This window comes from Pseudoalteromonas sp. NBT06-2, assembly GCF_002276045.1.
GTDB lineage: Bacteria > Pseudomonadota > Gammaproteobacteria > Enterobacterales > Alteromonadaceae > Pseudoalteromonas.
In genome coordinates this window covers 22,989-36,428 of the sequence record NZ_NQMR01000007.1, presented here as the reverse complement: position 1 = coordinate 36,428, position 13,440 = coordinate 22,989, and the positions used below count along the sequence as shown (strand labels likewise).

Annotated in this window: 10 protein-coding genes and 1 pseudogene; 10 read left to right on the top strand and 1 reads right to left on the bottom strand. The window is 33.5% G+C overall.

Annotation, left to right across the window (positions count from 1 at the left end; translation table 11 throughout):
* The first annotated feature begins 11 nt into the window (after window positions 1-11).
* The 10 genes from CJF42_RS02930 (at window position 12) to CJF42_RS02885 (ending at window position 12,625) form a co-directional block, all read left to right on the top strand.
* Window positions 12-1,667: a di-heme oxidoreductase family protein gene (locus tag CJF42_RS02930; RefSeq protein WP_095365247.1), complete on the top strand. Its 1,656-nt coding sequence runs from the start codon at window positions 12-14 to the stop codon at window positions 1,665-1,667.
* Window positions 1,667-3,091, top strand: a complete 1,425-nt coding sequence (locus CJF42_RS02925; RefSeq protein WP_095365246.1) for a di-heme oxidoreductase family protein — start codon at window positions 1,667-1,669, stop codon at window positions 3,089-3,091. Before CJF42_RS02930 ends, CJF42_RS02925 begins: the two co-directional genes overlap by 1 nt.
* A gap of 11 nt (window positions 3,092-3,102) precedes the next feature.
* Window positions 3,103-4,233, top strand: coding sequence for an imelysin family protein (locus CJF42_RS02920; RefSeq protein WP_095365245.1), 1,131 nt, complete (start codon window positions 3,103-3,105; stop codon window positions 4,231-4,233).
* A 1-nt stretch (window position 4,234) separates the two neighbouring features.
* On the top strand, window positions 4,235-5,320 hold the full coding sequence (locus CJF42_RS02915) for a DUF1513 domain-containing protein (RefSeq protein WP_170940453.1): 1,086 nt from the start codon (window positions 4,235-4,237) through the stop codon (window positions 5,318-5,320).
* Window positions 5,321-5,444: 124 nt separating this feature from the next.
* Window positions 5,445-6,560 (top strand): 1-acyl-sn-glycerol-3-phosphate acyltransferase, encoded by a 1,116-nt coding sequence (locus CJF42_RS02910; protein WP_095365243.1) that lies wholly within the window; start codon window positions 5,445-5,447, stop codon window positions 6,558-6,560.
* A gap of 102 nt (window positions 6,561-6,662) precedes the next feature.
* The gene (locus tag CJF42_RS02905) at window positions 6,663-6,914 is read left to right on the top strand and encodes a DUF1289 domain-containing protein (RefSeq protein WP_095365242.1); all 252 of its coding nucleotides are present in this window, start codon (window positions 6,663-6,665) and stop codon (window positions 6,912-6,914) included.
* Window positions 6,915-7,351: 437 nt separating this feature from the next.
* Entirely contained in the window at window positions 7,352-7,549 is a 198-nt protein-coding gene (locus tag CJF42_RS02900) for a DUF3283 family protein (protein ID WP_095365302.1), read from the top strand.
* Between the two features lie 6 nt (window positions 7,550-7,555).
* Window positions 7,556-7,999, top strand: a complete 444-nt coding sequence (locus CJF42_RS02895; RefSeq protein ID WP_095365241.1) for a GNAT family N-acetyltransferase — start codon at window positions 7,556-7,558, stop codon at window positions 7,997-7,999.
* A 106-nt stretch (window positions 8,000-8,105) separates the two neighbouring features.
* Window positions 8,106-11,291: a two-component regulator propeller domain-containing protein gene (locus CJF42_RS02890; protein ID WP_141235469.1), complete on the top strand. Its 3,186-nt coding sequence runs from the start codon at window positions 8,106-8,108 to the stop codon at window positions 11,289-11,291.
* A gap of 236 nt (window positions 11,292-11,527) precedes the next feature.
* Window positions 11,528-12,625, top strand: a complete 1,098-nt coding sequence (locus tag CJF42_RS02885) for a serine hydrolase domain-containing protein (RefSeq protein WP_095365239.1) — start codon at window positions 11,528-11,530, stop codon at window positions 12,623-12,625.
* Window positions 12,626-12,860: 235 nt separating this feature from the next.
* Here the strand turns inward: CJF42_RS02885 and CJF42_RS02880 are convergent.
* Window positions 12,861-13,322: pseudogene (locus tag CJF42_RS02880) on the bottom strand (transposase); the annotation flags it as partial.
* Window positions 13,323-13,440 lie beyond the last annotated feature (118 nt).

Sequence of the window (13,440 nt, the reverse complement as noted above, 5' to 3'; positions counted from 1 at the left end):
TGGGGCAGGGTATGAAAAATATTAGTTTAATTTTGGGGATGATTTTTTTAATTGGTTGCGGAGGAGGAGAGGGAGTTAGCTCAATTGAGCCAGTAATAAAAATTGATGATAAAGAAAAAAAAGTCGATTTTATTCAGTTTGATGATGGTCTTAAAGCCATGTCAATTTCTAAACCAGATGAATTTGAATACTTATCTGCCGGACAGGCAACAACAGATGTACAAACAGCGGAAGCTTACGGGCAAGCAATTCCAGCGATTAAAGGGAAGTTTGAGAAAAATGCACTTTTCAAAGGGGGTGATCATTTATTTCGTAACCCTCATAATGGTACTGGACCATTATTCAATACCGCTACATGTCAAGGTTGTCATGTGAAAGATGGGCGAGGAAATGTTCCTGTATCAATAGATAAACCTATGGTTAGCATGTTTTTACGTATCAGTGATGCTGAGGGTAACCCAGATGTTATATATGGTAATCAACTGCAAACGTTTGGTATTACTGGCAATGGCGAAAGTATTCTACCTAAGCATGATGGTGCCATAAATGAAAATATATCTTATGGTGAAGCTTATGCATTTGTAGAGTATGAAACAATTACTGGGCAATATAACGATGGTGAAAGTTATCAATTAAGGAAACCAATTTATAAAGTTAAAGATTTATCTTATGGGGACTTTAATGAAACAGTTCGATTATCTCCTCGTGTTTCACCTCCTGTATTTGGTACCGGGTTATTAGAGAGTATTCCTGAAGAAGCATTGGCATTTTATTCCGATCCTGATGATAAAAATAAAGATGGAATTTCTGGACGTGCAGTTTACAGTGTGGAGCCTATTTCTAATAAAAATAAAATAACTAGGTTTGGCTATAAAGCAACAACTACTTCAATATTACAACAAATCAGCGGTGCTTATCGGGGAGATATGGGGATCACTAATTTTGTTGAACAACAAGAGCCTTGTACTCAGTTACAAGTAGCATGTCTTGCACAAGCGCAGTTAGAACAAAATATTCAAGAATTCGGATTAGATTTAAGTAAAGTTTCTTTAGCTCAGGTTGAATTTTACAACCGAACTCTTTCAGTACCTAAAAGGAGAGGCTATGACAATCAAAATAATACATGGCAACCAGAAGTACTTGCTGGTAGAACACAGTTTTTTGAGCTTAATTGTAACGGTTGTCACGTTCCTCGATTTAAAACACAACCTGGCCATGCCAGCTTATTAGGTGATGTGACGGTAAGTGAAATACTCGATAGCCAAACACCTATTAGTGAGTTAGGTGAGCATGTTATTTATCCTTATACTGACTTGTTATTACATGATATGGGCGGGCAATGTGCTGATATTTATAGAGAAGGTGCTCAAGGGCAAGCTTGTGAATCTGGATCTGAATGTATTTGGGTACAAAAATGTGAAGGTTTAGCAGATAATCGTCCAGAGGGACAAGCTACTGGTACAGAGTGGAAAACACCGGCTCTTTGGGGTTTAGGTTTAGTTCAAACAGTAAACTCAAGTGCTACACTTTTGCATGATGGTCGTGCCCGTACAATAGCTGAAGCGATTCTTTGGCATGGTGGTGAAGCTGAGCAAGCAAAGAATAACTTTATTGCTCTACCTAAAGAAAAACGTAAACAACTACTTACTTTCTTAGAGTCTCTTTAATGAAGTATATATTTATGCTGTTACTGATGGGATGTTTGTGTTCCTGTCAGCCTTTTAATAGCTCTAATGATATACCTGTATTTGACATCTCAGAATTGAAACCGGGTGGTCAAACAACTTTAGAAAAATTAGACAAGAGAACTTATATTCACTCTTCACCTAATTTAACTATGGATATGAGAATGAACTTTTGGAGCGGCTTTTCATTTTTTAGAGATCCTTGGGTAGCAGCTCCAGCCTCAACAACGGATAGAGACGGTTTAGGTCCGTTATTTAACGCTCGTTCTTGTATCGCTTGTCATAGAAGTGGAGGGAGAGGAAAGTTAGAAAATAAAGAAATATTTAAACCTGTATCTGTTCTATTTAGATTGGGAAATATCACAGATGTTAATAATTATGATCCTGTTTATGGAGGTCAAATACAACCTAAAGCAATTCGTGTTTTACATGATGATTTACCCAAGCAAGTACAAGGTGAAGCCGCAGTTAAATTACAATACCAGTATATAACAGGGTTATTTTCAGACGGGACTGAGTATCAACTGAGAAAACCGCTTTATGAACTAGTAAAGCTAGGGCATAACCCCTTAAATGAGCATACTAAAGTTTCAGCGAGATATGCACCAGCAGTCTATGGTATGGGTTTATTGGATGCGATAGCAAGTGAAGACTTATTGCAACAAGAAGATATAAATGATGAAAATCAAGATGGGATCAGTGCAAAATATAACAGAGTAACAGATGTTGAGCTAGGAATTAATGATGCTATTGGTCGATTTGGTTTTAAAGCACTACAACCAACATTAAGACAACAAGTTGCGGCTGCATTTGTTAATGATATCGGTATTACTAATCCTATATTTAAATATGATACTTGCACTAAATCTCAAATAAAGTGCAAAGTTGCTTCAGGTTTTTCTTCTTTGAAAGGTGAAGCTTTAGAAATCCCAGAAAAGTTTTTTGCGCAAACAGAATATATGAGTAAGTTTATTGCTGTTCCTATGTCTAGAGACCTAAAAAGTAAAAAGGCTCAAAAAGGGCGTAATATTTTTTATCAGTTAGACTGCCAAAATTGTCATCAGCCTAGTTATATAACTGCAAATGATTATTCTGAATCTAAACTTTCAGGTCAAAAAATTTGGCCTTATACCGATTTGGCTTTACATGATATGGGGCCGGGGTTAGCTGATGGGAAAGTAGAGTTTTTGGCTTCAGGATCTGAGTGGCGTACTCCAGCACTTTGGGGAATTGGTTTACAGCAAGACATTCAAGGGTTTCAGGCTTATTTACATGATGGTAGAGCTCGCTCAATAGAAGAAGCTATTTTATGGCATGGCGGTGAAGCAAAAATGGCACAACAAGCATTTATAAAATTAGATAAAGCACAAAGAGATGCACTTATCTTTTTCTTAAAGCAAATATAGAGAATTTAAAAATGAAAAAATTAGCATTAATCATTGCGATAAGTTTTGCATTAACAGCATGCGGTGGCGGTTCTTCAAATTCAAAAGAATCTATTGATAATAGTGGGAACACATCAGGAGGAGCCGTTGAACAACTAAAAACGAAAGAGCAAGCTATGAAGGCTGTATTAACTTCACTGGCTGATGATGTGATTATTCCTGGGTATCAAGAGTTTAATTTGCAAGCAGAACAATTTGGGATTGATAGTATTGAATTTTGCTCAAATACAAATGCTAAGTTGAATGAGCTAAATCTACTACGAAGTTCATGGCTAAAAATGAATCAAAGTTGGCAATTAGCTAAAGGTATTCAACTTATCTTAGACTCAAGTACTGTGAATCGTCTTCAGCATTGGCCTGATCGTGATAATAATATTCAGCGTGGGGTGGAGAATATTTTATTAGCTTCAGTAATTGATCTTGATTCTGTACAAAATATTAGGCAAGGATTATTAGGGATACCAGCTCTTGAATATTTAATTTATGAAAAAAGCAATGCGACTTTAAATCACGATACCAAAAATAAGCATTGTCAAGTTTTGATGATAATAGCTGAGGATATAAAGTTAAACAGTGAACTATTTTTAAGCCAATGGCAAGATTTTAGAACTGAATTTATCAGTGGCCCAGATACAAATAATCCAATAGAAACATCAATAGAAAGGCTATTAACTGAGTGGTTTGTTTTATTAGAAAAAATAGTAGATGACAAAATTGGCAAACCTATGGCTATTAAATCTCCAGGATTAATTAGTGCAGCTGAGCAATGGAGAAGTCGTTCGTCCCTAGAAAATATAAAAGCAAATTTTCAATTAATTGAGTCTATATACTTCTCAAATTCTGGATATGGTTTTGATGATTACTTAGTTGAAATTCATCAGGGTGATGATTTAAATAATCAACTAACGGAATCATTTGAAAATGCTAGGAAAGCTATGAATATAATTAATATATCTTTAGAGTCTGCAATCGAAACAGAAGAAAATAGAGCTTTGATAATAAATTTCAAAAATAAATTAAAAGATTTAAGAACTATATTTTCCAGTGATTTTGTACAAATAACCGATTTTTCACCTGCATTTAATACTAATGACGGTGATTAAAATGAATCGCAGAGGTTTTTGTAAGTCGATGCTGGCTTTTGCTAGCATCGCTGCAGTGCCAGCTTGTGAAACTTTGAAGCGCAAATATTACGCCAGCGCATTTAATACATTTGGAAATAAGCATTTTATTGCTAAATTAGATGAAAATGGCAATATAGTGACACAGGTTGAAATTCCCTATCGCGGTCATGATATAGCACAGGTACCCAAGGATAAAAATCGAGTATTTGCTTTTGCACGCAGACCTGGAAATATGATCTTTGATATTGATTTTTCTAATGGCACTTTAAGGCAAACAATAAAGTCACAAGAAGGACGTCACTTTTATGGTCATGGTGTTTTCTCATCTGATGGCAATAGGTTATTTACCCCAGAGAATGATTTTGAAAATCAACAAGGTAAAATCGTAGTTAGAGATGTCGCAACGCTAAATATCATTACGGAGTATAGTTCTGGTGGCATAGGCCCTCACCAATGCGCTTTTTTAAGTGATGGCATTACTTTGGTCATTGCGAATGGTGGTATAGGAACACACCCAGATACGCCAAGAAAAAAGCTCAATTTAGAGTCAATGAAACCAAATTTAACATATTTAAATACCAAAACAGGTCAGATAATAAATCAATTTCATGCATCTAATAATCAACTTAGCATTCGCCACTTAGCTGTTAGTAAAAATGATAAAGTGGTTATTGGTATGCAATATCAAGGGGAGAAAAATCAAAGAGTGCCTCTAATTTATACCCAATATGGTAGCTCACAACTAAAAGCATGTGATGTTGATCAAAACACTTGGCAGAAAATGCAACAATATACTGCCAGTGTTTGTATCGATAGTGCCTTGAATATAGCAGCGGTAAGTGCGCCTAGGGGGGATTTAGTTTCTTATTGGGATTTAAATACAGATAAATTTATTGGTTTATATAAAAATAGAGATTGTGCAGGTGTCGCATTAGCAGATGATGGTTTTTTGCTCTCGAATGGTAAAGGTGTAATTAAACGCATTGCAGCTTTAAGTCAAAAACCCATAAAGCAGCAAGTAACCTCTGGTATAAAATGGGATAATCATATGTTGGCATTAGTTTAATTTTTTATTGTTTATAAAAACTGATAATTTTATACTGGTACGATATGTTTACCTTGGCTAAGTAAGGGGAGTCAAGGTAGACTATGGTTCATTTTGTTTTATTAATGTATAGAGTCAAATCCACGTGAGTCAAAAAGAAGATAAATTTGCAGACATTCGTCCCTATAACGATAGCGAAGTACCTGCAGCATTACGGCGCTTGATCAATGATGATGATTTTATTAATTTAATTGCAAAACATAATATACCTAAGTGGTTATCAACTTTTTCATTCATCACTAAACCTTTACTAAAAAAGCAGTTAGCTAAAAAGTGGTTAAAGCTTAATACAGTTGAAAAATTACAAAATGAGGTATCTAGATATCTAGGATTAGTGATAAAAAAAACAACATCACAAGTTACTTTTTCAGGTCTAGATAAATTAGACAAAACAAAATCATATTTATTTATTTCCAATCACCGAGATATTGCATTAGATCCCGCTTTACTTAATTGGGGTATGTTTTCCCATAATATGAGTACAGTACGTATCGCAATTGGTGATAACTTATTACAAGTGCCATATATCACTGAATTGATGCGTTTAAACAAAAGTTTTATTGTAAAACGTTCAATTAAAGCACCAAAAGAAATGTTTAAAGCTTTGAACCAACTCTCTGCTTATATTTTTGATTCTATTGATACAGGTAATTCAGTATGGATAGCTCAAAAAGAGGGGAGAGCAAAAGACGGCAATGATTATACTGATCCTGCATTGCTTAAAATGATTCAGCTTCAAGGCAGAAAACAAAAACTAAGCTTTGAAGAATATGTTCAAAAACTTAATCTTGTGCCGGTTTCTATATCTTATCAATTTGAGCCTTGTGATATTGCTAAAGCAAATGAGCGTTATCATAAAAATAAATATGGTGAATATCAAAAGCAAGATGGTGAAGATATGGACAGCATCATGGAAGGTTTTAGATCTAATAAAGGTCATGTCCACTTGGCATTTGGTCAACCTATTTTTTCTGGGTGTGGATCTCCAGAGGAACTAGCTCAAACGATAGATCAACAGATTTTATCATCATTTTATTTGCACCCAGGTAATTATATTGCTGCAAATCATAATGTATCCGATGTAAGCGAACCGGATAAAAAACAGTTTGCACAGAGAATGGCACAAGTGCCTGATGAATTAAAAGAGATTGTATTAGGGATTTATGCCAAACCCTTAGAAAAGCAGTTAAAACAATTATAGTAAAATAAATTTTAACAAACCGCTTTAGCGGTTTTTTTGTGACTAAAAGTCGGGCTATACTTAATAAATCTGCTTTGGATATACTTAATTAAAGGGGGAGTAATGCAACAAATTGAAATATTTGAAATTCCGAGCCCCTGTATTGATGTATGTGAATCTAACTCAAGAGGCTTTTGTTTAGGTTGCTATCGCAGCCGAGACGAACGGTTTAGGTGGTTGAAAATGAATACAGCCGAGAAAAAAAAAGTAATAATGCTATGCCAACAAAGAAAAAAACGCCATAAGCAAAAATTAGCGGCTAGCTATAATAATTTTGAAGTGAAAGAAAGCGATCAAAATAGTTTTGATTTTTAAAATGTATCACTTTTAATAGTATGCTTATTGTTTGGTTTTCGTACAATACCAATGCGAGTAAGTTAGTGATCAAATTTTAATAAGGATAAATTTTCAAGAACAAGGCGCTTGATTGAGTAATAGCAGGCTATTAGGATTGAAAGCAACGATGTTATTGGAATATTTAGTTCATTTAAATTGAGTATTTATTTATTCGTATTGGTATAATACGTTATTTTTTAAAGCCATTAACTCCTTCGTTTGAGATGTCAAAATCGCTGATATTTTTCATGTGAAATGCTAAGCATGAAGCGCTTTGACCTTACGCTGATTGACACTTTATTAACGAAAATGTATTTTTTGCATGGAAAAGTAGCAACTTAAAATCCATTGTTGTTAGGTTTTTAAAACTAAATGATTTATACTGAAGGGCAATTATAATGTTAAAATATCACTTAATGAATTATAACCTTTGCCTATTACCTCAAAATGAAAAATATCAAATCCAGCTAGATTATGAAGCTTCTTATTGGGCCTACCAAATTAAAAAAGGTAAAACGAGCCGAGATGTTATTTATGGCAATATTCTAGCACGACCAAGTTCAGAACAAGATTATTTAAAACAACAGTTTGAAAAATATCTAGCGGTTATGTAATTTTATATGAAATCAAACTTTAAAATATCGCTCTTAGATAAAATAAAAACACCCATTATTAATAAATTTTACGACTTAAATCGAGTGAAAGGCAGAGCAAAAAAACAAGATGATGTTTGGGTTGTTCATTATCAAAATGAGATTATTGCCGCTTGTAGAATACAAAATATTTCAGGGGTTTTATTCTTATCAACTTTGTTTGTGATAGATAAAATGCGAAATAAAGGTATCGCACGAGATATTATTGGATATGTGACTCACTTTTATAAAAATATGAAAAAAAGTGAAATAATAACTTTTGCTTATTCTTATTTAGAAAGTTTTTATGTATCAGTCGGGTTTATTTGTTGTGATGATATACCTGAACATTTAGCCATTATGTACCGAAACTATGAAAAGCAAGGTCGAAAACTTACCGCGATGCGTTATTCTTATATTGCAAATGTTTAGTTCATAACATTATTTAATAAAACTTGTAGATTTTTTATCAAATTGGTTACAATAAAGTTCCATTAAATTCATAATTGAAAAACCTTTATTTTAATGAGCGTACCAATTGCCTTATAGAATCTTTTTAAATTACATGTTTTTCATCGTATTAATCTATATATCTTATAATGTACAGGCTAAAGTCGAGCGCCTTTCTCCCAATGAAGGGTTAGCACAAAGCTATGTAAGTAATTTAATAGTTGATAAAAAAGGTTACCTTTGGATTGCCACACAGGGTGGTTTAAATAAGTATGATGGTTATCAAGTTGAGGCTGTTTTAGGGCCTGATAATGTTTTAGTAGATGCGATTATTGATGTTATTTATCAAGATAGTCAAGGTTACATTTGGATCTCATCATTATTGAAAGGTGTTTTTAGGTATAACCCAGATACGGCGGAATTTAGACAGTTTGTGAAATCGCCAACCAGCGAAAGTGAGATAATATATCATGCTGTATATAGTGTATTAGATACTGGATTAAAAAATACCATATGGTTAGGCCGGGGAGAGGATTTAGTGAAACTAAATACTCATACCGGAAAAATACAAACGGTTTTTAAATTACCAAATGCCACAAAAAAAAGTACAGTTCGTCAATTATTTTACCATCGAGGTTATATTTATATCGGTACATCAGAAGGTGCTTATGTTTATGAGGTGGCATCAGGTCGATCTCGGTTATTAAACCACCTTCAAAAAAAAGCAACTCATGTATATCAAAATAATGTAAAGTCATTTGCTTTAAAAGATGATAATACGCTTTGGGTCGGTGCTGTAAAAGGCTTGTATCAAGTAGATATCAGTAACACTAAAGCATTATTTGAAGAAACGGAAGTGTCATTTAAATCTAAACCTTATATCACCGATTTAAATATATGGAAGATAATAGTAAAACAAAATAAGTTGAAATTAGCTACGGATAAAGGTGTTTTTGAATATTATCCAGAAGAAAATCATTTAATAAAAAATAACAGATTGGATAAAAGTCAATATACGCAATCTGATGTCAGTATTATCGATATGATAGAAGATCAGCATGGTTCGATGTGGTTAGCGACAAAAACAGATGGCGCTTTTTTTGTACCTAATATTGATTACTTTTTTTTTAATTACCATCCGGAAAATGTAATAGGTGATGGACTAACACATCAGCATATTTGGGATGTTATAGAATTTGATAATAAGCTGTGGTTAGGTACAGCAAATGGTTTAACCCAGTTAGATATCAAAAGCTATCATACTAAGGCCTTTTTTAAAGATTATATAGTTGATGAATATAATAGAAATTTTAGTATCTTTAAACTAATACCTTATAAAAGTGACTTATGGTTACAAACAAGCCGAGGATTATTTAAATTTGATACTGTTTCAAAAAAAATCACCCGTGCAAAAACAACCAATAAAGGCTTAGAAAAATATCTTGTAGGAAGAGTGTATGGAATATACGCCAGCCCAGAAGGTGATTTGTATGGTGTTCATCCAGAGCATGGTATGTTTAAATATGACCTAGACTCCTTGGCAATTACAGCGATACACAATGGCTTTGAGTCAATAGACCCCTTTTTAGCTTTAGGCTTTTCAAAACCCTTGCCAGATATGCCACATTCTCCTTTATTTTACGCTTCAGGAACTTTGTATCGCTATGATATAAATACAAAAAATTTAGAAATTATTTATCAATTACATCAAAAATATACTGCTGATATTTCTATTAATTCTTATCTAGTTGATAAAAATGGTATCTTGTGGTTGTCGTTTAATACACTCGGTTTGATTGGTTTAGATGCTAAAACCTTTAAAGAGGTACACCGCATTGATCGTAAATTTATAGGGTCATTACTTTATGATATGTTTGTGGATGATATAGGTACTATTTGGATGAGTAGCCATAAAGGCATTTGGCGATTAAACCCTGATAATTTGCATTTTCAGCAATATACAGTTGAAGACGGGCTGGAAGTCAATGAATTTAATAGTAACACAGGTACTAAATTAAAAGATGGCAGAATTGTATACGGCTCTGTTAAAGGTATTACAGTATTTTCTCCGTCAGATAACCGGCCAAAAAAATCATTATTAGAGCAAGTCAATATTACTTCTGTGCAATTAATGTCGCGAAAATTAGATATTCCGGCAACTGCACAAGTTAACGAAATCTCATTAAAGCATGATGATATTGGATTAGATATCGCTTTTTCAGCCATGGCTTTTAAGTATCAAGATCGTATTAAGTTTGAGTATCAATTATCCGATGGAAAAAAAATAACGACAAGAAATACCAATCGCGTGATGTTCCCCAAATTAAATGCAGGAAACTATAGATTGTCGGTACGTGCTAAAGATCCGCTCACGGGAGTTTATACAAAGCCTGCCACTTTAAAAATAAAGGTCGCTTATGCGCCATGGCGTTCTCCTTACGCCTTAATAACTTATGCATTTTTTATTATCAGTGTGATGTACCTTTGGTTATCTCGTCGAAATAAAATGCAACGGAAATTATTAGATGCTCATAAAGAAACGCAACAAAGTGAAGCAAGGTTAAAGTTGGCATTACAGGCAAGCCGTTCAGGAGTTTGGGATTGGCACACTGGGTCTTCTTCAATTTATCAGCCTCGACTTGTTACAGAACTAGGCTATGAAGTTGAAAAAATAACTTTAGATGAATATTTGAAAAAAATTCACCCGGAAGATCGTGAAAAATTTAGAATTGAATGGCTTGAATTTCTATCGACCAATAAAGGCGCTTTTGAATGTACTTATAGAGTACGTCATATTGTTGGACATTGGCGTTGGTATAAAGACTTAGGTAAAGTGATGGTCTGGGATAATGGTCAGCCTATTAATGTATCAGGCACTTATACCAATATTACAAGAGAGTTAGTTTTTGAAGAAAGTGCGCGATTATTTGGTGCTGCATTTGAACATACTCGAGATTGGGTATTTATTTTAGATAAAAATTTTCGTGTTAGAGCAACTAATCAAGCCCTGAGAGATGACTTTAACATTTCAAAAAATATTGTATCAAGCCGTAAATTCCACCTTGGGTTAAGTAAAGATACCCGCTTAAATTATTTAAGAATACTATCAAAATTAAAACCAACAGAGCATTTTCAATGTGATGAAATTATCATTACCCCAGATAAAGTACACCATCAGGTTATTATAAAAGTTACAGCGATTGCTGATGAAACTAACAGTAATGATGCTATTGAAAATTATATTGTTGTTGTCACTGATATTAGTAAGCTATAATTTTTTTTAATGAAGAAATTGATTTATTCTACCAAATATAAATATATTTAATTTTAAAATACTATCATTATGTAATTATAATTTTATGATAAAAACTTTGGCTAGTGTATTGAATGACGATAATAAGTTAACTTTTTTAGTTAAAAAATATTTTGCAAATATTAATGCAATAGACAATGCTAAATTATTACTTAAAGAAACAATAAACAACACTTAACTTCATAAAATGGGATTTCATGTATAAACTTTTATTCTTCTTTTTACTATTTTTCTCTGGTACTTCTTTTGCTAATAATTCCTCTAGGATTGATGAATTAATTCATCAAGAAATGAATTGCACTTATATTCCTGCAATTGCTGTATCAGTGATTTCTTCTGGTAAAATCATATATATAAATGCAATGGGATTAAGTGATATTGAGAACCAAAATCCTGCAACTGTCGATACACCTTTTCATATCGCATCAGTTTCCAAAACTGTAACTAGCATGGCAATATTTCACCTTGTACAGAATGGAAAAATCAAACTAAATGATGACATCAATGAATATCTACCTTTTACAGTTATTAACCCTCACCATCCAAAAGATAAAATAACAATTTCAGAGCTACTAAATCATCTTTCTGGCATTTTAGATAATGAAGATTTCTACTTACCTTTTTGGTCAACTCCGAATGGCGATTCAAATAATGATTTAGGCATTTTTTTAAAAGAATACCTTCTTCAAGGTGGAAAGTATTATTCAAGTCATCATTTTGAAAGTGCGGATAAATACAAGGTGTACGAATACTCAAATACAGGGTACGCTTTGTTAGGCTTGATAATAGAACAAGTTTCGGGAGAGAAATTTGAAAATTATTTAATGAATAATATATTTAAACCAATGGGAATGAACGACTCATCTTTTTTTCTAAAAGACTTAAAAATAAAAAGCGTTTCAAAAACATATACATCAATAGAAGGCAAACCAATATTCAAAGGTTACAATGGCTATCCCGATTATCCTGCTGGTCAATTGAGAACATCAATAGCTGATTATGCAAAACTAATTACAGGCTATTTAAATGCAAGTAAAAAACCATTTATCTTAACATCTAAAACGACAACTATCATCACCCCACCATTCAATGAAAATAACGAAGATCATTCATATACATGGTTCTTAAGAAGTATAAACGGTAATTGGTACTATCAACATGATGGTGCTGATTTAGGTGCAAGAGCTGAAGCAATAATTGATATTGATAATAATAATGCCGTTATCATTTTTACCAACTCAGAGTTAGACTTATCGCCATTGATGAAAAATATTGAATCAACCGTTTTTAACTAATTCGAACTTAAGCAGTCAAATTCTTCTCCCCACTGCAAAGAATATAACACAGGAAGGAGCATAATAACTATATTAAACCAATGACCGCTTTGTTTATTTGTTTAGATATCAGCCAATGCAACTAATCTAGCTGCAGCTCATAACTTGAGGGCTGGTGTCGAAAAAGCCTACATTGAAGAAACCGCGGGGAGTTGGCTCTGAACTATGGGGATTGTTCCGTCGGTTTATTCCGCTGCCCCGAAAATGGACGATTGGCATACACAACCCACTTAATATTACTAAAAGCATTTAACCATTGTGTAAATTGAGATTCATTTTCAATAGATTTAAAGTCACCAAAGAACAACAAGGTATCGTGTTTAAACGGATCACTTAACATTTTTAGATATAACCGTCGAAACAGCCGAGACAAAACACGTACAGGCAAAAAGAACCCCGATTTACATGATATCCATTGTTTACCATCAAGTGATAAACCCCCTACCAAATATTTGAGATCTGCCCCGATAACCAGCAGAGTTTGAGCTGCGGCTTTCATCAAGATGTCATACATGACTGATTTGTTGTAATAAGCAAGTTCACTTATTTCCTGAGGCAAGGTAAATACTAGATGGTAATAATCAATGGGCAGTAACTCCGTTTACCTGGCTTCTAACCAACGTTTGGCCGCAATCGCTTGGTATTTAGGACAATGACGAAGTGGTTCTGAAAAATATTGACTGATGTTCATGAGAGTTTCTCCATTCTAAGTGAGGCAACATGCCTCAAGTATTAAAGTGGAAAAAAGATAATATGTTACGAATACTTAAGCTGGA

Bases quoted from the DNA above. Each gene is read 5' to 3' on its own strand.
- CJF42_RS02930 (WP_095365247.1), top strand. From the start codon at position 12: ATGAAAAATATTAGTTTAATTTTGGGGATGATTTTTTTAATTGGTTGC.
- CJF42_RS02925 (WP_095365246.1), top strand. From the start codon at position 1,667: ATGAAGTATATATTTATGCTGTTACTGATGGGATGTTTGTGTTCCTGT.
- CJF42_RS02900 (WP_095365302.1), top strand. From the start codon at position 7,352: ATGAATTATAACCTTTGCCTATTACCTCAAAATGAAAAATATCAAATC.
- CJF42_RS02885 (WP_095365239.1), top strand. From the start codon at position 11,528: ATGTATAAACTTTTATTCTTCTTTTTACTATTTTTCTCTGGTACTTCT.
- CJF42_RS02915 (WP_170940453.1), top strand. From the start codon at position 4,235: ATGAATCGCAGAGGTTTTTGTAAGTCGATGCTGGCTTTTGCTAGCATC.
- CJF42_RS02895 (WP_095365241.1), top strand. From the start codon at position 7,556: ATGAAATCAAACTTTAAAATATCGCTCTTAGATAAAATAAAAACACCC.
- CJF42_RS02905 (WP_095365242.1), top strand. From the start codon at position 6,663: ATGCAACAAATTGAAATATTTGAAATTCCGAGCCCCTGTATTGATGTA.
- CJF42_RS02920 (WP_095365245.1), top strand. From the start codon at position 3,103: ATGAAAAAATTAGCATTAATCATTGCGATAAGTTTTGCATTAACAGCA.